At 71.3% G+C, this 20,464-nt stretch carries 21 protein-coding genes; 12 read left to right on the top strand and 9 right to left on the bottom strand.

The genetic code is table 11. From position 1 onward, the window contains the following. Nucleotides 1-184 precede the first annotated feature (184 nt). Nucleotides 185-493, top strand: a complete 309-nt coding sequence (locus ACIBW9_RS33430) for an antibiotic biosynthesis monooxygenase family protein (RefSeq protein ID WP_398960754.1) — start codon at nucleotides 185-187, stop codon at nucleotides 491-493. Between the two features lie 19 nt (nucleotides 494-512). On the opposite strand, the gene ACIBW9_RS33425 is transcribed toward ACIBW9_RS33430, so the two are convergent. After that, the gene (locus ACIBW9_RS33425; protein ID WP_398960753.1) at nucleotides 513-800 is read right to left on the bottom strand and encodes a DUF5955 family protein; all 288 of its coding nucleotides are present in this window, start codon (nucleotides 798-800) and stop codon (nucleotides 513-515) included. Between the two features lie 215 nt (nucleotides 801-1,015). Here ACIBW9_RS33425 and ACIBW9_RS33420 point away from each other — a divergent pair, with 215 nt between their 5' ends. Then, the gene (locus ACIBW9_RS33420) at nucleotides 1,016-1,615 is read left to right on the top strand and encodes an NTP transferase domain-containing protein (RefSeq protein WP_398960752.1); all 600 of its coding nucleotides are present in this window, start codon (nucleotides 1,016-1,018) and stop codon (nucleotides 1,613-1,615) included. Nucleotides 1,616-1,817: 202 nt separating this feature from the next. Continuing rightward, nucleotides 1,818-3,443: a malate synthase A gene (gene aceB, locus ACIBW9_RS33415; RefSeq protein WP_398960751.1), complete on the top strand. Its 1,626-nt coding sequence runs from the start codon at nucleotides 1,818-1,820 to the stop codon at nucleotides 3,441-3,443. Between the two features lie 12 nt (nucleotides 3,444-3,455). On the opposite strand, the gene ACIBW9_RS33410 is transcribed toward aceB, so the two are convergent. The 4 genes from ACIBW9_RS33410 to ACIBW9_RS33395 form a co-directional block, all read right to left on the bottom strand. Continuing rightward, nucleotides 3,456-3,737 carry a SelT/SelW/SelH family protein gene (locus ACIBW9_RS33410; RefSeq protein ID WP_115910050.1) on the bottom strand — a complete coding sequence of 94 codons (282 nt, stop codon included), beginning with the start codon at nucleotides 3,735-3,737 and terminating at the stop codon, nucleotides 3,456-3,458. Beyond that, a complete protein-coding gene (locus ACIBW9_RS33405; protein ID WP_398960750.1) occupies nucleotides 3,734-4,648 on the bottom strand; it encodes a HipA family kinase in 915 nt (304 codons plus the stop codon). The genes ACIBW9_RS33410 and ACIBW9_RS33405 overlap by 4 nt, the downstream gene beginning before the upstream one ends. A gap of 168 nt (nucleotides 4,649-4,816) precedes the next feature. Then, the gene (locus tag ACIBW9_RS33400; protein ID WP_398960749.1) at nucleotides 4,817-5,317 is read right to left on the bottom strand and encodes a hypothetical protein; all 501 of its coding nucleotides are present in this window, start codon (nucleotides 5,315-5,317) and stop codon (nucleotides 4,817-4,819) included. A 4-nt stretch (nucleotides 5,318-5,321) separates the two neighbouring features. Next, the gene (locus tag ACIBW9_RS33395; RefSeq protein ID WP_398960748.1) at nucleotides 5,322-5,777 is read right to left on the bottom strand and encodes an ATP-binding protein; all 456 of its coding nucleotides are present in this window, start codon (nucleotides 5,775-5,777) and stop codon (nucleotides 5,322-5,324) included. A gap of 274 nt (nucleotides 5,778-6,051) precedes the next feature. Between ACIBW9_RS33395 and ACIBW9_RS33390 the strand changes: the two genes are divergently transcribed. Both ACIBW9_RS33390 and ACIBW9_RS33385 read left to right on the top strand, forming a co-directional pair. Continuing rightward, nucleotides 6,052-6,282 carry a DUF397 domain-containing protein gene (locus ACIBW9_RS33390; RefSeq protein WP_344397927.1) on the top strand — a complete coding sequence of 77 codons (231 nt, stop codon included), beginning with the start codon at nucleotides 6,052-6,054 and terminating at the stop codon, nucleotides 6,280-6,282. Between the two features lie 96 nt (nucleotides 6,283-6,378). Further along, nucleotides 6,379-7,299 (top strand): helix-turn-helix domain-containing protein, encoded by a 921-nt coding sequence (locus ACIBW9_RS33385; protein WP_398960747.1) that lies wholly within the window; start codon nucleotides 6,379-6,381, stop codon nucleotides 7,297-7,299. Between the two features lie 15 nt (nucleotides 7,300-7,314). Here the strand turns inward: ACIBW9_RS33385 and ACIBW9_RS33380 are convergent, their stop codons facing one another. Next, nucleotides 7,315-8,133, bottom strand: coding sequence for an SAM-dependent methyltransferase (locus ACIBW9_RS33380; protein WP_398960746.1), 819 nt, complete (start codon nucleotides 8,131-8,133; stop codon nucleotides 7,315-7,317). A 356-nt stretch (nucleotides 8,134-8,489) separates the two neighbouring features. On the opposite strand from ACIBW9_RS33380, the gene ACIBW9_RS33375 reads away from it, so the two are divergent. Next, nucleotides 8,490-9,869: a glutamate decarboxylase gene (locus ACIBW9_RS33375; RefSeq protein ID WP_398960745.1), complete on the top strand. Its 1,380-nt coding sequence runs from the start codon at nucleotides 8,490-8,492 to the stop codon at nucleotides 9,867-9,869. 29 nt (nucleotides 9,870-9,898) lie between these two features. Here the strand turns inward: ACIBW9_RS33375 and ACIBW9_RS33370 are convergent, their stop codons facing one another. Together ACIBW9_RS33370 and ACIBW9_RS33365 are read right to left on the bottom strand one after the other, a co-directional pair. Next, entirely contained in the window at nucleotides 9,899-10,726 is an 828-nt protein-coding gene (locus ACIBW9_RS33370) for a ZIP family metal transporter (protein WP_398960744.1), read from the bottom strand. A 112-nt stretch (nucleotides 10,727-10,838) separates the two neighbouring features. Further along, a complete protein-coding gene (locus ACIBW9_RS33365; protein ID WP_398960771.1) occupies nucleotides 10,839-12,371 on the bottom strand; it encodes an IucA/IucC family protein in 1,533 nt (510 codons plus the stop codon). Between the two features lie 75 nt (nucleotides 12,372-12,446). Between ACIBW9_RS33365 and ACIBW9_RS33360 the strand changes: the two genes are divergently transcribed. The 3 genes from ACIBW9_RS33360 to ACIBW9_RS33350 are packed head-to-tail and all read left to right on the top strand — an operon-like array spanning nucleotide 12,447 to nucleotide 16,080. Further along, a complete protein-coding gene (locus ACIBW9_RS33360; RefSeq protein ID WP_398960743.1) occupies nucleotides 12,447-13,958 on the top strand; it encodes an IucA/IucC family protein in 1,512 nt (503 codons plus the stop codon). Between the two features lie 44 nt (nucleotides 13,959-14,002). Beyond that, on the top strand, nucleotides 14,003-15,277 hold the full coding sequence (locus tag ACIBW9_RS33355) for a VWA domain-containing protein (RefSeq protein WP_398960742.1): 1,275 nt from the start codon (nucleotides 14,003-14,005) through the stop codon (nucleotides 15,275-15,277). Further along, complete coding sequence (locus tag ACIBW9_RS33350) at nucleotides 15,277-16,080, top strand: hypothetical protein (protein ID WP_398960741.1); 804 nt, start codon at nucleotides 15,277-15,279, stop codon at nucleotides 16,078-16,080. Before ACIBW9_RS33355 ends, ACIBW9_RS33350 begins: the two co-directional genes overlap by 1 nt. Before the next feature lie 525 nt (nucleotides 16,081-16,605). Here ACIBW9_RS33350 and ACIBW9_RS33345 read toward each other — a convergent pair. Continuing rightward, on the bottom strand, nucleotides 16,606-17,232 hold the full coding sequence (locus tag ACIBW9_RS33345; protein ID WP_398960740.1) for a winged helix-turn-helix transcriptional regulator: 627 nt from the start codon (nucleotides 17,230-17,232) through the stop codon (nucleotides 16,606-16,608). Between the two features lie 87 nt (nucleotides 17,233-17,319). Between ACIBW9_RS33345 and ACIBW9_RS33340 the strand changes: the two genes are divergently transcribed. The 3 genes from ACIBW9_RS33340 to ACIBW9_RS33330 all read left to right on the top strand — a co-directional run bounded on the left by ACIBW9_RS33340 (nucleotide 17,320) and on the right by ACIBW9_RS33330 (nucleotide 20,416). After that, nucleotides 17,320-18,528, top strand: a complete 1,209-nt coding sequence (locus ACIBW9_RS33340) for a pyridoxal phosphate-dependent aminotransferase (protein ID WP_389077640.1) — start codon at nucleotides 17,320-17,322, stop codon at nucleotides 18,526-18,528. Between the two features lie 67 nt (nucleotides 18,529-18,595). Next, nucleotides 18,596-19,753: a serine hydrolase domain-containing protein gene (locus tag ACIBW9_RS33335; protein ID WP_398960739.1), complete on the top strand. Its 1,158-nt coding sequence runs from the start codon at nucleotides 18,596-18,598 to the stop codon at nucleotides 19,751-19,753. Between the two features lie 63 nt (nucleotides 19,754-19,816). Beyond that, on the top strand, nucleotides 19,817-20,416 hold the full coding sequence (locus tag ACIBW9_RS33330) for a histidine phosphatase family protein (RefSeq protein ID WP_398960738.1): 600 nt from the start codon (nucleotides 19,817-19,819) through the stop codon (nucleotides 20,414-20,416). The last annotated feature ends 48 nt before the right edge of the window (nucleotides 20,417-20,464 follow it).

Here is a 20,464-nt window from a genome sequence, read left to right as displayed (position 1 = left end):
GCCTCCTCCGCCTTGCAGCTGCACGCTCCCCCACTCTCGGCTTCGCCCGAGCGGGGGGACCCCTCATGACCCCGCTCGGGGCGGCTGCAAGGCGCGGTTCCCTACGGCCGACCTGATCCAAACGAAAGGGCCTAGCCTGGAAACCGGGGGACCGGCAGTGCGGAAGCGGAGCGAGGTGTCCACCATGCTGCAGGAGAACAAGCACTGGTCCTCGGGGAAGTGGCAGGTCAAGGAGGGTAACGCCGACGAGTTCATCGAACGCTGGCGGGAGTTCCTGACCTGGACCAAGGAGGCGAACGAGGGGTTCCTCGGGGCTCGTCTGATCCGCGACGTCCGCAACCCGAACTCCTTCGTGTCCTTCGCCAGCTGGCAGGACCTCGACGCGATGCGCGCCTGGCAGGGCTCCCCCGAGTTCAAGGAGCGCTTCGACGCCGCCTACGTCCTGTGCGAGGACATGCAGAGCAGCGGCTACGAACTGGTCGTCGAGGTCTGAGCGGGCCCCGGAAGGCGGCTCAGCGGCGCGGTGGTTCCCCGAACAGGTCCACCGCGTTGCGTACGTCCGACAGGCCCCTGGCCAGCGCGCTCACGGACCCGATCGCGCCGGCGATCAGCAGCAGCGACCGGCGCAGCCGGGGGATTTCGGGGGCGCCGTCGATCGTCATGGCGGCGAGGGCGGCGAGTTCGTCCTCGGCTATGCCGCGGTCGGGGAACTCGGCGGGGTGCGCGGCGAGTTCGCGGCGCAGCCGGGACACCGCGGTCCGCAGTTCCGCCACTCTCGGGTCCTCGTCGCTGCCGGTCACTGGCCTCTGCCCCAAGCTCCGCAACACAGCTCTCCCCCTCGCACGCCCTCGTGCGCAGTTTCCTCGTACTCCCGCGGTGCGGCCCCGTGGCGCTGGTCGGGCGCCGGGGGACGCGGGTCAGTAAACGCCACCCGATGCCCCGTGCGCCACTGTGAGGACCGAAATTCAGCCCCCGGAAACCGTGCACTCGCACTGGCGTCAGGTATGCAGGACGCATGACGGAGAACGAACAGCAGGTGGCCGGGCTGGTCCTGGCCGCCGGCGGCGGCCGGCGGCTCGGCGGGCGCCCTAAGGCGCTGCTTCAGCACCACGGACGGCCGCTCGTCGAGCATGCGGTCGGCGTGCTGCGCGCGGCCGGCTGCACCCGTGTCCACGTGGTCCTGGGGGCGCGGGCCGACGCCGTACGGGAGCGGGCCGAGCTGGAGGGGTGCGTGCTCGTGGAGAACCCGGAGTGGGAACAGGGCATGGGCACCTCACTGCGGGCCGGGCTGGACTCACTGGCCGGTACGGGTGCGTGCGCCGCGCTCGTCTCGCTCGTCGACCAGCCGGGGATCGGCCCCGAGGCGGCCGGGCGGGTGCTGGCCGCCTACCGGGACGAGCGCTCCCTGGTCTCGGCCGCCTACGAGGGCGTACGCGGCCATCCCGTCCTCTTCGGCAGGGCGCACTGGGCGGGCATCGCCGAGACCGCCACCGGGGACCGCGGGGCCCGCGCCTACCTCAAGGCGCACGAGTCGGCGATCGCGCTCGTCGAGTGCGGGGACGTGGCACAGCCGTACGACATCGACACGGAAGCCGATCTGGTCCACCTTGAGTGAACCTTGAACCTTGAGTGACCGGGGTGGCACCGAGCGCCACCTTCCCTCGACCCGGAGAATCTCGATATCAACAAACCATTGAACTTCCACAATGAGGAAACTAGTATCCACTGTTCAGAAGCGCCCTACCGCTCCAGGGGCGCCCCTCGCCGTACCCGGTTCGACTGGCACCCGGTGCCACCGCTGAAGGAAGTGACAGCTCATGTCCGCACCAGCGCCGTCCCCGCTGGCCATCGTCGACGCCGAGCCGCTGCCGCGGCAGGAGGAGGTCCTCACGGAGGCGGCCCTGGCCTTCGTGGCCGAGCTGCACCGGCGGTTCACGCCCCGGCGTGACGAACTCCTCGCCCGCCGCGCGGAGCGCCGCGCCGAGATCGCCCGCACCTCCACGCTCGACTTCCTGCCGGAGACGGCCGCGATCCGCGCGGACGACTCCTGGAAGGTGGCCCCCTCCCCCGCCGCCCTGAACGACCGCCGGGTGGAGATCACCGGCCCCACCGACCGCAAGATGACCATCAACGCCCTCAACTCGGGCGCCAAGGTGTGGCTCGCGGACTTCGAGGACGCCTCCGCGCCGACCTGGGAGAACGTGGTCCTCGGCCAGGTCAACCTGGCTGACGCGTACACCCGCGCCATCGACTTCACCGACCCGGCGAGCGGCAAGTCGTACGCCCTGCGCCCGAACGAGGAGCTGGCGACGGTCGTCATGCGCCCGCGCGGCTGGCACCTGAACGAGCGCCACCTCGTCGACGCCGACGGCACCCCCGTCCCGGGCGCCTTCGTCGACTTCGGCCTGTACTTCTTCCACAACGCCCGGCGCCTGCTTGACCTCGGCAAGGGCCCGTACTTCTACCTCCCGAAGACCGAGTCGCACCTCGAAGCGCGCCTGTGGAACGACGTGTTCGTCTTCGCGCAGGACTACCTCGGCATCCCGCAGGGCACCATCCGCGCCACCGTCCTGATCGAGACGATCACGGCCGCGTACGAGATGGAGGAGATCCTCTACGAACTCCGCGACCACGCCTCGGGGTTGAACGCGGGCCGCTGGGACTACCTGTTCTCCATCGTCAAGAACTTCCGTGACGGCGGCGCCAAGTTCGTCCTGCCAGACCGCAACGCGGTCACGATGACGGCGCCGTTCATGCGGGCGTACACCGAACTCCTCGTCCGCACCTGTCACAAGCGCGGCGCGCACGCGATCGGCGGCATGGCCGCGTTCATCCCCTCCCGCCGGGACGCCGAGGTCAACAAGGTCGCCTTCGAGAAGGTCCGTGCCGACAAGGACCGTGAGGCGAACGACGGTTTCGACGGCTCCTGGGTCGCCCACCCCGACCTGGTCCCGATCGCCATGGAGTCCTTCGACAAGGTGCTCGGCGACAAGCCCAACCAGAAGGACCGGCTGCGTGAGGACGTCCACGTCGAGGCCGCCGACCTCATCGCCGTCGACTCCCTGGACGCGAAGCCGACGTACAACGGCCTGGTCAACGCCGTGCAGGTCGGCATCCGTTACATCGAGGCCTGGCTGCGCGGGCTCGGCGCGGTCGCCATCTTCAACCTGATGGAGGACGCGGCCACCGCCGAGATCTCCCGCTCGCAGATCTGGCAGTGGATCAACGCGGGCGTCGAGTTCGAGAACGGCGAGAAGGCCACCCCGGAGCTGGCTCGCAAGGTCGCCGCCGAGGAGCTGTCCAACATCCGTCAGGAGATCGGCGAGGAGGCCTTCGCGGCCGGCCACTGGCAGCAGGCCCACGACCTGCTGCTGCAGGTCTCCCTCGACGAGAACTACGCGGACTTCCTCACGCTGCCCGCGTACGAGCAGCTCAAGGGCTGACCTACTGCCGAGCTAGTCCTGCGACGCCTTGTCCGAGTGGCCCAGGGACCTTCCCGGGGCCACTCGGTCGCGTACGGCCTGCTTCACGGCCGTCGGCTCCGGGAAGCCCTGTTCGCGGCGGTCCCAGACCACCTCGTCGTCGACCCGGACGACGAAGACGCCGCCGGTGCCGGGCTTGAGCGACAGCTCGGTCAGCTCCGCCTCGAAGGTGGTGAGCAGCTCCTGTGCCAGCCAGGCCGCGCGGGGCAGCCAGCGGCACTGGGTGCAGTACTCGATCTGTACGACGGGACTCATCCGAGGTGCACCGACCAATCCTGTTCCGCCGCCGGTTTGCCGTGCAGGTCGGGGACCCGCTTCAGCCAGTCCGGGCGGCCTTGCTGGGTACGCGCCGTCCGGAGGGCCTCCTCGGCGGCGAGTTCCTCCCGGGTGGGGAAGTCGGTGGGGAGCCAGTCCGCGGAGGCCTGCACGCGCGCGTGGAGGTAGTCCACGTAGGCGGCCCGGATGTCGTCCGGGGTCGCGAAGCCCTCCTCTCCGGCCAGCCAGGCGTCGGGGACCTCCGCGGCGATGCCCCGCAGCAGCTCCCGCGTCACCTTCGGCGCCAGCTCCGCGTCGGCCGCCCGCACGTCGGGGGCGTAGTGGCCGAGGGCGTGATGCCGGAAGTCGTACGCCTTGGTGGGGTCCGAGCTGTCCCAGCGGTGGTGGAAGACGAGGGCCGCGCCGTGGTCGATCAGCCACAGCCGCGGCGGTACGGTCCCGAGCGTCGGCCAGACCATCAGGTTCGAGCTGTGGACCGTGCGGTCCACGTTCACGGTCAGCGCGTCGAGCCAGACGATCCGGCCCGCCTCCAGCGCATCGACCGGGAACGACTTCGCGACCTCCGGGGTGAAGTCCCGTGCGCCCGGCAGGTAGTCCATGCCGAGGTTGATCCCCGCGCTGGCGCTGTGCAGCTCCCGCACCTCCTGGTGGGGCTCGCCGTCGGCGATCGCCGGGTCGAAGTGCACCAGCACCAGCTCGGGAAAGCGCAGCCCGAGCGCCCGGGCCAGCTCCCCGACGATCACCTCGGCGACCAGCGCCTTGCGGCCCTGCGCGGACCCGGTGAACTTCACCACGTACGTCCCCAGGTCGTCGGCCTCGACGACTCCGGGGACGGAGCCGCCGGACCGCAGAGGGGCGACGTAGCGGGTCGCGGTGACCTCTCTCAGCATGTCCTCAGGTCACCCCCAGCAGACCGGCCATGGCCGTCCGCCCCTTGCTTCCGGCCTCCGGCATGAAGTGAGCATAGTAACCGGGGGGTGATCGCCGACGCGGGCTTCCAGGTGCAGGCACTTGCCGCAGGCTCCACGGGCGTCGCTGCCGGGCCCCGCAAGACCTCGTCAGGTGGCCAGTGCCGAGGCGAGTTCCTCGGTGGCGTGGACCAGTTCGGCGTTCTGATCGTTCAGCAGCCGCGGGATGGCACCGCTGTGCGCACGGACGGCGCGGCGGGCCGCGTCCTCCCAGGCGACGTAGTGGCCATGGCGGCGGCGCAGCTTCGGGTAGGCGGCGGCCGTGGTCTCCCACTGTCGCGCGCCGGCGATGTTCCGCAGCAGGTCGAGGATCTGGGCCCGGCAGGTGACCTCGGGGCGCAGGGCGAGGTCCCACAGGAAGGGGACGGTGACGGCGGTCGCCTGGTCGACGACGAAGCCGTACCGGCAGATCCGGTTGCGCAGCCCTTCCAGCGCGGTGCGGGCCGCCCCTGCGTCGCCCGAGGCGAGGGCGGCGAGCAGGAAGGGGATGGCCGCAGCGGAGCCCGTGGTGTCCTTGATCTCGCGCCACGGCACCTGCGCCACGTCCCCGAGCGTGGCGGCCGACCGGTCGTGTCTCACAATCCTGCTCATCGTGTCAGGGCGTCGCCGTCCCGTCGGCCCGGACGCTGCGCCGGGTGGGCAGCATGGCCCAGACGGTCTTGCCGGTGGGGGCGGAGCGGGTCCAGCCCCAGTGCTGGGACAGGGCGTCGACGATGTGCAGACCGCGGCCGTGCTCGTGGAGGTGGTCCGTTGTCCTCGGGCAGGCCGGCAGGCCGCTGCCCTGGTCGGTGACGGCACACACCAGGTGGCGGGGGCGCAGGGTGAGCTTCAGCCACACCCCGGGCGCGACCTCGTCCGCGGGGTTGTCCGGCCGGGCGTGCACCACGGCGTTGGCGACGAGTTCGGAGACGATGCTCAGCGCGTCGTCACGGCAGTGGCCCAACTGCCAGAAGGTCAGGGTGCGGTGGGTGAAGGCGCGCGCTTGGGCGCATTCATGGCCGGTGTCGGGCAGGCGCAGGGCGGCTGTTGTGGGCGCGCCATGCGTGCGCACATCCTGCGGTGCACTCCGATCGGCCGTGCTCGTAGCCGGGCTGAACAAGGCTGCTGGGTGCGCGGACGACACAGCGCCTCCCTGAGAGGACGTCAGGAAACGGGGCGTCTGCATGGAGGTTGACGCCTTGGCTATTATCCACGCCGAGAACGACTTCGTGCAATTTCACGGGAAATTGCGCGCGTCGAGAGGGAGTCCGTCCCCGCACGCCGATGGCCCGCACCCATGGGGCGCCAGGTCGCCGGCGTGACGGAACACCTGCAAGGAGAGTGTCGTGCCGTCAGTTCAGAATGGGGTGCGGGCCAGTTCGCTGGGCGTGGACTGGATCAAGAGCCGTCACAGCAATGCCGAGGGGAACTGCGTCGAGGTGGCCGCCCTGCCCGGAGGAGGCATCGCCATGCGCAACTCCCGTGACCCGCACGGGCCGGCCCTCGTCTACACGCCGGTCGAGGTGGCCGCCTTCCTGGCGGGCGCGAAGGACGGCGAGTTCGACCACCTGCTGTGACGCGGTTCCCGGCGGCGCGCTTCGGCCGAGGCATGCACCGGCGGACACGGCAATGCGATAATGCGGCGTGTCGTCGCCTGTCCACAGGGAGTCAGGATGCACAGCGAGTCACCGCGCATCTCCCGCCTCGAACCGTATCTGAAGAGCACCGAACCCGCTCCGACCCTGCTGAAGATGCTGGTCGGGGTGCAGCTGGCAGGCATCCGCGAAGACGTCGGCCTCGCTCAGGAACAGGCTGCCCGCGCAGTGGGGTTCAGCCCGGCGAAACTGTCGCGCATCGAGGCGGGCAAGGGCCGCCGCCCGCCCACCGAGAGCGATGTGCGAGCCCTGCTGGAGCTGTACAAGACGGAGGACCACGAGACGTCGGTGCTGCTGCAGTTGCTGCGCCGGGCCGGGGAACCGGGGTGGTGGCAGCGCTTCGACAAGCGGCTGATGCCGGAGTGGTTCGACCGGCTGGTCGGGCTGCAGGAAGCCGCCCAGGCGATCCGCACGTTCGAGATCCAGTACGTGCCCGGACTGCTGCAGACTCCGGCCTACACCCGCGCCGTGGTGGAGCGCGGACTGCCCACGGCCCCGGCCCGCGAGGTGGAGCGCCGCGTCGAACTCCGTATGCGACGGGCGGAGTTGCTGCGGCGGGCGGATGCGCCGCAGCTCTGGGCGGTCATCGACGAGTCGGTGCTGCTGCGCATCCTGGGCAGCCGCGAAGTGATGCGCGGGCAGCTGGAGCACCTGGTCACGATGGCTCAGCTGCCCCATGTGACCGTCCAGATCGTCCCCTTGGACGTGACGAACGCGTCCGCGCCGGCCATCCCCGTCACCTACCTGCGCTTCGGCGGTCTCGACCTGCCCGACATCGTCTATCTCGAGCACATCAGGAGCGCCACCTTCCTGGAGGACCGGGACGAGACGGAGGAGTACCGGGTGATCCTGGACCGGCTGGCCGACGAGGCCCTCGATCCCCGTGAGTCGCTGGCCCTCCTCCGTGACACCGCCGAGCGGCGCTACGCGGGGGCATGACCCCCGGGCGCCTCACTACCGGAGCCGGCCCACACCGCCGAACTCGATCCACTCCTGGGTGAGCTGACGCGGCGCCACTTCGCTGTCCGGCCGCCAGGTGGACACCTCCACCAGGCCCGGTTCGAGAATCTCCATCCCCTCGAACCACTCCGCGACGTCCTGCTCCTGCCGCACCCGGCCCCAGTGTCCCTGCGTGGCCTGATCCATGAAATTGGTGACGAAGTCCCGCACCTCGGGGTCGTCGCTGACCAGCTGGCACATCACCAGACAGCTGCCGGGCACGAGCCGCTCGGCCACTCGCCGTACCACTGCCAGGGGCCCGTCGCTGTCGCTGTCCGGGATGCAGTGGAACACCGAGTTGAACAGCACCGCCACCGGCTGCGAGAAGTCGATCAGCCGCTGGGTGTCGGGATGGGAGAAGATCACCTCGGTGTCGCGCAGGTCCGCCTGGATGACGGCGGTGCGCTCGTTCTGCTCCAGCAGGGCCCGGCCATGCACCAGGACCATCGGGTCGTTGTCGACGTAGACCACACGCGACGCCGGATCGATCTGCTGGGCCACCTGGTGCACGTTGTTCTGCGTCGGCAGCCCCGATCCGTGGTCGAGGAACTGGCGCATGCCGTAATCCCGCGCCAGCGTCCCCACCACCCGCTGCAGGAAGCGCCGGTTGTTCAGGGCGAGCGCCCGGGTGCTGGGCACGACCTTGTCGAGTTCCTCGCAGGCAGCCCGGTCGACGGCGTAGTTGTCCTTGCCGCCCAGATAGTGGTCGTACATACGAGCGGCCGTCGGAACCGTCGCATCAATCTTCGTCGACAAACGCTTTCCCGACTCCATCGTCGCCCCCACTCCCGCGCCATCGAAGCGCATCAGCACGCAAGGCAATACATCTTAGGGACACCGCAGTTGCCCCAACCACCCCTTGATCGAACCTCTCCGAATCAGCGGCGGTTGCCGAAACATGCGACTCCCGTTGCCTCCGGAGGGCGCCGCGCCGTCGGCATTGCCACGGCCAACCCATGATCAGCATTGACACGTGGAAAATCCAGCCCATTAGTATGCAAATCGATCACTGGATCGGTGTAATCGGCACATATGCCGACTCCGTGGAGGATCTAGCGTCCGAGATGTACGCGGTTCGCACACGCCAGAAAGGCCTTCACCCTCCCATGCCCACCCCGGACACCGGCGTCATGCCGGAAACAGAGCCCGACTCCCTGATCACGTCCCCCCTCTCCCGCCGGCACTCGGCCGAGGACCTCTTCCTCCCGTCCGACGAACTGCCCAGCTCGGAATCATCGCCCGACGCCGTCTGCCGCCGCGTACGGGACGAGTTGATGCTCGACGGCAACGCGCGGCTCAACCTCGCCACCTTCGTGACGACGTGGATGGAGCCACAGGCCCGGCAGCTCATGGCCGAGACCGCCGAGAAGAACCTCGCGGACCGCGCCGAGTACCCGCAGATCACCGCGATGGAAGAACGCTGCGTGCAGATGCTCGCCCGGCTGTGGCACGCGCCGCACCCGGAGCAGGTGCGCGGCTGCTCCACCACCGGGTCCAGCGAGGCGGCCATGCTCGCCGGGCTCGCGCTCAAGCGCCGCTGGCAGGCCCGTCGGCGTGCACAGGGCAAGGACACCGCGCACCCGAACCTCGTGATGGGCGCGAACGTCCAGGTGTGCTGGAAGAAATTCGCCAACTACTTCGAGGTGGAGCCCCGTTACGTCCCCATGGAGCCGGGCCGGTACCACCTCACCGCCGACACGCTCACCGCCTACTGCGACGACAACACCATCGGTGTCGTCGCCATCCTCGGCTCCACCTTCGACGGCTCCTACGAGCCGGTCGCGGACATCTGCATGGCCCTGGACGGATACCAGGCCGCCACCGGAACCGACATCCCCGTGCATGTCGACGGCGCCTCCGGCGCGCTGGTGGCGCCCTTCCTCGATCCCGGTCTCATGTGGGACTTCCAGCTCGAACGCATCGCGTCCATCAACGCCTCGGGACACAAGTACGGCCACGTCTTCCCCGGCCTCGGCTGGGCCCTGTGGCGAGATGCCGAAACCCTCCCCGAGGACCTGGTGTTCCACGTCGACTACCTCGGAGGCACCTCCCCCACCTTCACCCTCAACTTCTCCCGCCCCGGCGCCCACGTCGTCGCCCAGTACTACAACTTCCTGCGCTACGGCTTCGAAGGGCTCAGGAAACTGGCCGGCCAGTGCCGTACGACCGCCCTCGCACTGGCCGCCCGGATCCGGAACATGACGCCGTACGAACTGATCACGGACGGCTCCGAGCTTCCCGCCTTCGCCTTCCGCCTCGCTCCCGGCACGGCGGACTTCACGGTGTTCGACGTGTCCCACGCGATGCGTGCCCGCGGCTGGCAGCTGCCCGCCTACGCCTTCCCCGAACCCTGCCAGGACGTCTCCGTCCTGCGTCTGGTCGTGCGCCCCGGCTTCACCACCGAACTCGCCCGGCTCTTCATCGCCGACCTCGCCCAGGTCACCAGGCGGCTGCGCACCCACCGTCCCCGCGCACGCTCACCGCTCCCCCACTCCTGCACCGCGCCCTGACCGGCACTCAGCAGCGACGTGCGGAGGCTTCAGGCCCCGGCGGCGGTGACGACGGCGTCGGTGGCGAAGCCGAGGACGAGGCCCAGCAGGACGCACCAGGTGGTCAGGGTCTTCAGCGCGGCCTTGCGGGCGACGGCCAGCAGCTCGATGACCACGTAGAGGATCGACCCCGCGGCCAGACCCAGGAAGGCGATCGACACGGTGTCGTCGACCAGGTGCTGGCCGACCACGGTGCCGAGGAAGGTGGGGCCGCCGCCGATCAGGCCGAGCAGCAACAGCGTGGCCCATGAGGGGCGTTCACCCTCGGCGGCCAGCGGAGCGACGATGCCGAACCCCTCGGTGGCGTTGTGCAGCCCGAAGCCGATGATGAGGAGTACGGCGAGGGAGAGTTCGCCCTGGGCCGCGGAGTTGCCGATGGCCAGGCCCTCGGCGAAGTTGTGCAGGCCGATACCGGTGGCGATCATCAGCGCGAGCGAGCCGGCCTGGCTGCGGACCCGGGGGGCCAGCTCGGCGGAGGCGGCGGCACCGGGGCCGGCGGGCCGCGCTGCGGAGGCGGCACGACGGGCGATCCAGCCGTCGTAGTACACCAGGCTCATCAGACCGACTCCGAGGCCCACGGCGAGGGTCAGGCTTCCGGAGGACACGGTGCCCCAGTCGTGCTTGCCCAGCGCCTCGTCGACCGGCTCCCAGGCGTGGGTCAGGACGTCCCAGACCAGGAAGATCAGAATGCCGATGGCGACGGCGTTCAGACCTGCGCGCAGCCGCGGGCTGGGGTTGCGCAGTCGGCCGAGGGGCAGGCCGAGGTAGATGGTGAACCCTGCGATGGCGCCGAGCAGGGCTACCTGGGAACCGGACATTCGGGGGACTCCAGTGGGAAGAGCGGAGAGGTACCCCCGAAAACTAGATGAGGGAAGGCTTACCTAATAGATCCCTGTGGGTCGATTTTGAGAAAGCTTGGCCAATTCCTTGCTACGAGCGCTTCTGACCTGCGGCGAGTGGGTTCGGCAGCGGCAGATAGCGGGCGTCCGCGCCGTCCGCGCCCGTCCAGCGCAGCAGCAGGTTCGTCTTGCCGGGAATGGTCGGGGCGGTGAGCAGGGCGGCGGTCTCGGGGAGGTCGTGGCGGGCGAGTTCGCGGCGGGCGGCGGGCCAGGGGTCGAGGCCGGGATGCCGTTCGGCCAGGGTGGCTGCGACCTCGGTGAGGTGGTTGACGACCAGGCAGTAGACCAGCCGTTCCCAGCCGGCCGCGCGCGGCACCTCCGGCAGCAGCTTCACGCCCTCGGCGTCCCGGAACAGCGCCTGCACCGGGGTGCCGTCCGTGTCGACGGCGACCAGCGTGTTCTGCAGATGTGCCTCGAGTACGACCCCGTGGTCGGCGAAGGCTGCCAGCACCGGGGGCACGACGGCCGTGAGGTACGCCTCCCACCAGGCCTCCGGGTCGCCGGCCCCGTCGAGCGGGCTGCCCGCGAAGCCCTCCACCAGGCCCGCGGCGAGCAGCGGGGTGGTGCCGGGCAGCACATGGCCGTGCAGCCCGTCGCGCACCAGGACGGCGAGTTCCTCGAAGGCGAAGTCGGCGGTGCGGTAGCCGCGGTCGCCGAGCCAGGCCGCAGGGCCGTCCACGGCGGCGAGGGCGGCGGCCGCCGCCTCATCCGTGCGGCGGAGTTTCAGCAGGTCGTGGCGCCACAGCCGACGGATGTCGTTGGTGATGCGGACGTCGAGGCTGAACTTCAGGAAGAGGTCGTGCTCGGGGGCGTAGAGGGTGCGGATCGCGGCCGTGGGCCAGGCCTCGAAGGCGGTCGCGCCCAGCCGGACCAGGCGGCCGTCGGCGAAGGCGGGCGCGAGGTCCACGAGGTCCAGCTGCCAGGGGTGGGCGGGCAGCAGCCGGTAGCCGGGCGGGGCCTCGCCGAGGGCGTCCAGCGCCGAGGTGTCGCCCTCCTCGACGACCAGGTCCGCGCGCACCCCGAGCAGCGCCAGCGGGAAGCGGGCGTGGGCCTCGGGTGCGTACGGCAGCCAGCCCGCGACCGGGCCGCCGCCGCGTGCCTTGGGGGCCGGATGGCAGGGGTGGCCGGTGATCAGGGACTGCTCGGAGCGCCGGTACGGGTCCTCGGGCGCCGTCACCCTGGCGCGGGCGGCCAGCAGTGCGGCCACGGCGTCCCGGCTGTCGATCATCTCGGCGGGGAGTTCGTGGTTGGACAGGCCCGTGTGGCGGCGCAGTTCCTCGGCGACGAGCTTGACCAGTTCGGTGTGGCCGACGGGGTGCCAGTGGCCCGCCGCGTACACCTCGGGTTCGGCGGGCCGCCGCTCGCCGCGGACCCGCAGCAGCCGGTCGACACCGGGCAGCCGGTAGGTGAGGCGCTCGCCGGCCCGCCCGACCGGCTGGGCCACCTCACGCAGCAGACAGTTCAGGAGCGGTGCGGCCGCGTATGCGTCGGCACGGACGGCGGGGTCGGCACCGGTGTGCGGGGGGATGAGATCCACGCGATCCACTCGTTCCCTGAGGTCCATTGGGGCGGAGACGATCAGTATGTATGCCGTCACCTCCCGTCAGTGACGCCCTACTCGTACCCGAGGAGCCCGCCCGTGCACCGTCCCCACCCCGCGGAGGCCGAGGTCGCCGACGAGCTGGCCGTCGTACGCCCCGCGCTTCTGTCACGGTACGCGGCCGAGCTGCCGGGTGCCCGGGCGGCCGTGCTGACCCGGCTGTGGCGGGCGCTCGCCCATGAGCCGCTGCCGTGGATCACCGGCCGGCACCCGGACCGGGACGGTCTCACCCTGCGCCTGAGCGACGGACGGCGGCTGCACGGCCCGGCCGCGGATCCGTACGCCACCGCCGCCTACGTCACCGCCGTGCACCTGGACAGCGTGGCGTACGACCATCCGGCGCGGCTGATGACCGACCTCGCGGTGCCGCACTGCGTCGACTTCGCGGCCGAACTCGGGCACAGCGTGGCGTCGTTGGCGCTGTCCCGGGCCGGTCAGGAGCGCCGCCCGGACGAGTGGCCCGCGCGGGACTGGGAGTGGGAGCAGCGGGTGGTGGACGGGCATCCCTTCCACCCGGGCTGCCGTTCCCGGCCGGGTTTCTCGGTGGCCGAGCAGCTGGCCTACGGGCCCGAGCACCGGCCGCGGGTGGAGCTGGGTCTGCTGCCGGTCCGGGCCGACGAGTGCCTGGTGACCGGGGCGTGGCCGGACGACCTGCGGGACGGGGAACGGCTGTTGCTGCCGGTGCACCCGTGGCAGGCGGCGCATGTGCTCAAGCGGAGCTGCGACGTGCAGCTCACCGCGCACCCGCTGATGTCCCTGCGCACCCTCGCGGTGCCCGGCGGCCCGCATGTCAAGACCGCGCTGAGCGCCCGGCTGACGTCCTCGGTGCGGGACATCTCGCGCTACTCGATCGCGCTGTCCGCGACGTTGTCCGCGTTCGCGGAGTCACTGACGGCGCGCGCCGACGGCCTGCTGCACGTCACGCGCACCTGGGGTGCGGCCACGGCCGAGTCCGCGGACCTCGCCGCAGTGCTGCGGGAGTCGCCGCAGACGTACGCCTCGACGGCCCGTGGCGAGCGGGTCGTGCCGGTGGCCGCGCTCGCCACCACCGCGCTGCCCGAATCCCCCGCCTGGCTCGCCGACTTCACCCGCCTCACCCTCACCGTCGGCCTGCGCCTGCTGGAGCTGGGAGTGGCCCTTGAGGCGCATGGCCAGAACCTTCTGGTCGTCCTCTCGGCGACGGGTGCCCCGCTGCGGCTGGTCTACCGCGATCTCGCCGACATCCGCGTCAGCCCGGCGCGGCTGGCCCGGCACGGCCTCCCGGTGCCTGAGCTGTCCGGACGGATCGTCACCGACGACGTGACGGCGCTGCGGCGCAAGCTGTTCGGGTCGCTGGTGGCGGGCGCCCTCGCCGGTACGGCGGGTTCGGCGCCGGCACTCGGGACAGCACTGAAGTCGGCCGTACGGGAGCTGCCGCGCACCCCCGACCTGGCCGCGCTGCTCGAAGAGCCACTGCCCACGAAGGCGCTGACGCTGATGCGGATGTCGCCCGGGACGCCCGGTGACCAGTGGGCCGAGCTGCCCAATCCCCTGCGCCCGCCGACCCGCTGACGCTCGTTTTGGAGCCCGGCACATCTGATCAATAAGATCCGCCGATGATCAGAAGACAACGGCTGGCGGCAGGAGTGTGCGCCCTGCTCGCCGCCCTGGCGGCCGGGACGGCCTTCCCGGCCGCGGCGACGGCCGGCGAACCCACGGGCGAGGCCACCGCGAAGGTCGATCTCGTCCTCGACGTCAGCGGTTCCATGCGGACCCGGGACATCGACGGCGGGACCCGGATGGCCGCGGCGAAGCAGGCGTTCAACGAGGTGCTCGACGCGACGCCCGCGGAGGTCCAGCTCGGCATCCGCACGCTCGGCGCCAACTACCCGGGCAACGACCGGAAGACGGGCTGCAAGGACACCGCGCAGCTCTACCCGGTCAGCACCCTGGACCGCACCGAGGCGAAGACCGCGGTGGCGACCCTCTCGCCCACCGGCTGGACCCCGATCGGCCCGGCCCTCCTCAAGGCGGCCGACGATCTGCGGGGCGGCGACGGCTCCAAGCGGATCGTGCTGATCACCGACGGCGAGGACACCTGCGCCCCGCTCGACCCGTGCGAGGTGGCCCGCGAGATCGCCGCCAAGGGCATCGGGATGACCATCGACACCCTCGGCCTGGTTCCCGACACCAAGCTGAACAAGCAGCTCAGCTGTATCGCCGAGGCGACCGGCGGCACCTACACCTCGGTCGAGCACACCGACGAACTCACCGACAAGGTGAACCAGTTGGTGGACCGGGCGGCCAACCCCGTGGTGACTCCGGTCGCCACCGAGGGCGCCGCACAGTGCACGGACGCGCCGGTCCTGAAGTCCGGTCTGTACACGGACCGCGAGGAGTTCGGGCAGCAGCGCTGGTACCGCGTGGAGGTCATGGCGGGCCAGGAGCTGCGCGCCTCGGTGAGCGTGGCGGCCGACCGGGCCGTCGGTCCGGACTACGGGGCGCTGCTGCGGGCCGTCACCGTGCACGGCCGCGAGATCGTGCGCGGGGAGGCCGCGGGCACCGGTCGTACGGACGTCATCTCCACCGGGCTGCGCTACCCCAAGCCCGAACGGGACGACGACGACAGCGACAAGCCCGCCGCGGAGACGGTCTGCCTCCAGGTCACCAACTCCTTCTCGGCGGCCTCCGGCGTGAAGACCACGCCCGGTCTGCCGCTGGAGCTGACCGTGGACGTGGTCGACGGCCCGTCCCACGCGAGCGACGTGGCCTCCTTCGGCCTCGGCCGCGGCTGGTGGCTGCTCGGCGTACTGGTGCTGGTCGGCTTCCTGGCCGGTCTGATCTGGGGCTGGCTGTCACGCTGGCGGGTCGCGGTCTGGAGGACCAACTGATGCGGATCACACGTGTGTTGAGCGCGGCCCTGCTGGCACTGGGGCTGGCGGCCGCTCCCGCGGCGGCCGACTCCTCGCCGTCGCCCAGCGCCTCCGCGGGCAGCTCGGCGCCGACCTCGGCGGGTACGTCCTTCCGTACGGCGACGGAGTTCGAGCAGGGGCAGCAGGCCACGGCGGTCGGCTCCACGGGCGACTACCTGTACTGGTCGTTCCCCGCGGACGCCGGTCAGCGCCCCACCGTCGAGGCGACGGTGAAGCTGCCGGACACGCATGCGGCGCAGACCTGGCAGATCGACGTGTACGACGGACTGCGGCGCCGTCAGGCCTGCCAGTACGGGGCGCAGACGCGCACCGCGGCGCAGGGCACGCCCTCGGTCGACCTGGCCTGCACGCTGCGTACCGTGCGCGCCTGGTCGGAGCCGTGGGCCGACGACCCGCTGCCGGGGACGTACTACATACGGCTGACCGTGGTGAGCCTGGCGCCGGCCGACCTCGGCCAGCCGGTCCGCGCCTCGGTCCGGGTCGGCTCCAAGGACATCGGCGGCGCGGCGGCCGTGGACGGCTCGCTGGCGAAGCCGCTGGTGCCGGGGGTCGCCGTGGCCTCCGAGTCCGAGGACGGGGATTCGCCGAAGTCCGCCGTGCTGTCGAGAATCGAGCCCGAGGACGGCTGGGCGTCCGGCTGGTGGTCGGACCGTTGGGTGTGGACCGCGATCGGCGGCGTACTGGCCGCGCTCGCAGGCGTCGGCGGCTACGCACTCACTCGCGGTACAGGACGCCCCTCACGGGTGCCCCCCGGCGCCTGACACTCCCCCAGAAGGCCCGCATCCGGCGGGCCTTCTGCCATCCGGGCCTCACCCCGCACCACAGCCAGGGTGCCCGTGCTCGCGAAACGCCCTGCCTCACGCGCCGGAACGGCCCTCCCAGGCGCCGCCAAGCGCCTGACACCCCACACAAGGCCCGCGGCCGACGGGCCTTCCCCCTCTCACGCCTCGCGCAGCACCTTCGCGAGGGTCCCCCCGCCGCCGACGACGACCCGCCCCAGCCGCACCGCGCCTCACGAGTACGCGCCGACCCACGCGCCGGAACGGCCCTCCCAGGCGCCGCCAAGCGCCTGACACCCCACACAAGGCCCGCGGCCGACGGGCCTTCCGCCTCTCACGCCTCGCGCAGCGACTTCGCGAGGGTCCCCCCGCCGCCGACGACGACCCGCCCCAGCCGCACCGCGCCTCACGAATACGCGCCGACCCACACGCCGGAACGGCCCTCCCAGGCGCCGCCAAGCGCCTGACACCCCACACAAGGCCCGCGGCCGACGGGCCTTCCGCCTCTCACGCCTCGCGCAGCACCTTCGCGAGGGTGCCGTCGCCGGTGACGGTGACCCGTCCGTCTCGTACCGCGTCAGGCAGGGTCAGTTCGCCGCGCGCGAGGGCCGCGCCCGTTTCGGCGTCCAGGGTCAGTCGCGCGTCGGGTTCCCCGGGGGCGGGCCCGTCGCCGTACAGCGGGCCGTCCTCGGTGCCGACGTACAGGTGGAAGTCCCCCTCCTCCAGCCGGACCTCGACCAGCCCCTCCCCCTCCAGTGAGCGCAGCAGGGGCAGTGCGAACCAGTGGGCGCGCAGGGCGTCCGTGGGCCGACGCTCACCCAGCTCGCCCTGGCCCCACACGCTCAGCGCCTGCAGCACGGGCAGCAACTCGCGCCCGCGCGGGGTGAGTTCGTAGACGTAGGCCGCCCCGGGCGGCGGCAACCGGCGGCGCGTGCTGAGCCCGTCCCGCTCCATGTCCTTCAGCCGTGAGGCGAGTACGTCCGTGCTCACGCCGGGCAGGTCCGCGTGCAGGTCCGTGTAGCGGCGAGGGCCGGCCAGCAGCTCGCGGACGATCAGCAGGGTCCAGCGGTCGCCGACGAGATCGAGGGCGCGGGCGGCGGAACAGTACTGGTCGTAGCTTCGGCGTCGTGACATGCGACGCAGTCTAGACATGTTGTTGGACTTTCCAAGCTCGAACTTGGTAAAACCAAGCAACACACGAAAGCGGAGGGGCGAGCGAGCATGGAGTTCCGGCAGTCGAACAAGCTCAGCGAGGTCTGTTACGAGATCCGCGGCCCGGTGATCGAGCACGCCAACGCGCTGGAGGAGGCGGGCCACAGCGTGCTGCGCCTGAACACCGGCAACCCCGCGGTGTTCGGCTTCGAGGCGCCGGAGGAGATCCTCCAGGACATGATCCGGATGCTCCCGCAGGCGCACGGCTACACGGACTCGCGTGGCATCCTCTCCGCCCGTCGTGCGGTCGCCCAGCGCTACCAGACCCTGGGCCTGGAGGTCGACGTCGACGACGTCTTCCTCGGCAACGGCGTCTCCGAGCTGGTCTCGATGGCCGTACAGGCGCTGGTCGAGGACGGCGACGAGATCCTCATCCCCGCCCCGGACTTCCCCCTCTGGACCGCGGTGACGACCCTCGCCGGCGGCAAGGCCGTCCACTACCTGTGCGACGAACAGGCCGACTGGTACCCCGACCTGGACGACATGGCCTCGAAGATCACCGACCGCACCAAGGCCGTCGTCATCATCAACCCGAACAACCCCACCGGCGCGGTCTACCCCAAGGAGATCATCGAGGGCATCCTCGACCTCGCCCGCCGCCACGGCCTGATGGTCTTCGCCGACGAGATCTACGACCAGATCCTCTACGACGACGCCGTGCACCACTCGGCCGCCGCGCTCGCCCCCGACCTGGTGGTCCTCACCTTCTGCGGCCTCTCGAAGACGTACCGGGTGGCCGGCTTCCGCTCGGGCTGGCTGGTGGTCACCGGCCCGAAGCAGCACGCGAAGAACTACCTGGAGGGCCTGACGATGCTGGCCTCCATGCGGCTGTGCGCCAACGCGCCCGCCCAGTACGCGATCCAGGCCGCGCTCGGCGGCCGCCAGTCGATCCGCGAACTGACCGCGCCCGGCGGCCGCCTCCACGAGCAGCGCAACGTCGCCTGGGAGAAGCTGAACGAGATCCCCGGGGTGTCCTGCGTGAAGCCCAAGGGCGCCCTGTACGCGTTCCCACGCATCGACCCCAAGGTGCACAACATCCACGACGACGAGAAGTTCGTCCTGGACCTGCTGCTGCGGGAGAAGATCCAGGTCGTGCAGGGCACCGGCTTCAACTGGCCGACACCGGACCACTTCCGGATCCTGACGCTGCCGTACGCGGACGATCTGGAGGCGGCGATCGGCCGGATCGGGCGGTTCCTGAGCGGATACCGCCAGTAGCGGGAATGCCGTGCCGCGGCCCCCTGTTGGTCGATTCCGTGTCCGATCACCGAACAGGGGGCTTTGCATGTCGCACGACGTACAGGGAACGGTGTCCGAGGGATTCGAGGGCGTTCGCGAGGAGTTCGCCGCCTTCCTCGCCGGGGAGCGGCACGAGCCCGGCGCGCAGCTCGTGGCGTACCACCACGGGCGGCGGGTGGTGGACCTGTGGGCCGGGGAAGGGATCGACGGGTCCTCGCTGACCAGTCTCTTCTCCATCACCAAGGGCGCGGCGCATCTGGTCGTCGCGCTGCTGGTCCAGGACGGCGTGCTGGACCTGGACCGTGAAGTGGCCGCGTACTGGCCCGAGTTCGGCGTGGAGGGCAAGGAGCGGCTGACGCTGCGGGAGCTGCTGGAGCACCGGGCCGGGCTGGTCGGCATCCCCGACGGCGGTTTCAGCGCGGTGGAGCTGGCCGACGACCGGCTCATGGCGGCACGCCTCGCCGGGCAGAAGCCGCTGTGGGACCCGGAGAGCGGGTACGGCTACCACGGGCTCGTCATCGGTGCGCTCACCGGCGAGGTGGTGCGCCGGGCCACCGGGAAGTCGATCCAGGAGCTGTACGAGGAGCGCATCCGAGCGCCCTACGGCCTGGACTTCCACCTCGGCCAGCCCGAGGAGCTGGAGCCGCGGTGGCGGAAGGTGCAGCCGCTCCTTCCCACCCCCGAGGAGGCCGCCGCGCTGGCGGCCCGGGCGGCCGCCCCCGGCAGCATCCGGTACATCGCCTTCAATCTGAACGCCTCCGAGCCCACCGACCTGCTCGCCTTCGCGAACGACCGCCGCACGCGGGCGCTCGGCCCGGCGTCCTCGGGCGGTGTGGGCAATGCGCGCGGGGTGGCCGGCATGTACGCGGCCGCGATCAGCACGGTGGACGGCAGGGCGCCCCTGCTCACCCGCGAGACGACGGCCCTGTTCGGCGGGCTGCGGACACCCGGCCCCGACCTGGTGACCGGCGGCGACGACCACTTCGCGGTGGGCTTCGAGTACCTGGCAGGCCGCTACCCGCTCCTCGGCGAGGACTCCTTCGGACACAGCGGCGCGACGGGCTCGCTGGCCTTCGCCGATCCGGCGAGCGGGGTGGCCTACGCCTACACCCGGCGTCGTTTCGCCTTCCCCTCGGGCGTCGGCGCGTCCCCCGAGAACGGCCGTCTGGCCGATGCCGTACTGCGGGCCGCCTCGGCCTCGTGACACGGTGGGGGTAAGGCCTGCGCGGCCGTGGTCCGGCGGGTCCGAACGGGAAGGGTGCGCGGCATGGGCGACGTGTTTCTCGTGCGGCACGGTGAGACCGAGTGGTCGCGGTCCGGGCGGCACACCGGCTGGACGGACGTGCCGCTGACCGAGCGCGGCCGTGCGGAGGCCCGGCAGCTGGTGCCGCTGATCCGCTCGCACCGGATCGGGGCCGCGTTCGCCAGCCCGCTGCAGCGGGCACGGGAGACGGCGGAGCTGATCGGGCTGCGGGACGTGCGGGTCGACCCGGATCTGCGGGAGTGGGACTACGGCGGCTACGAGGGGATCACGACCGTCGAGATCCAGCGCACCCGGCCGGACTGGTTCCTGTTCCGGGACGGCGTGGAGCCCGGGCCGCCGGACCACCCAGGGGAGACCCCCGAGCAGGTCGGCGAGCGCGCGGACCGCATGCTCGCCAAGGTGGACGCGGCACTCGCCAACACCGAGGGCTGTGTGGTCCTGGTGGCACACGGCCACTTCCTACGGGTACTCACGGCCCGACGGCTGGGTCTGCCGCCGTCGGGCGGCGCCCTGTTCCAGCTGGCCACCGGGACGGTGTGCCGACTGGGGACGGAACACGGGCGACCCGTGATCGCGGGCTGGAACATGCGGCCCGGGGCATGAGCACCGGGCACCGGCCCTTCTCAAACTCCCGCCACAGCCCCGGAAAAG

The sequence above is a fragment of the Streptomyces sp. NPDC049541 genome, from assembly GCF_044465725.1.
Taxonomy (GTDB): domain Bacteria; phylum Actinomycetota; class Actinomycetes; order Streptomycetales; family Streptomycetaceae; genus Streptomyces.
This window is presented reverse-complemented; position numbering and strand designations above follow the sequence as displayed.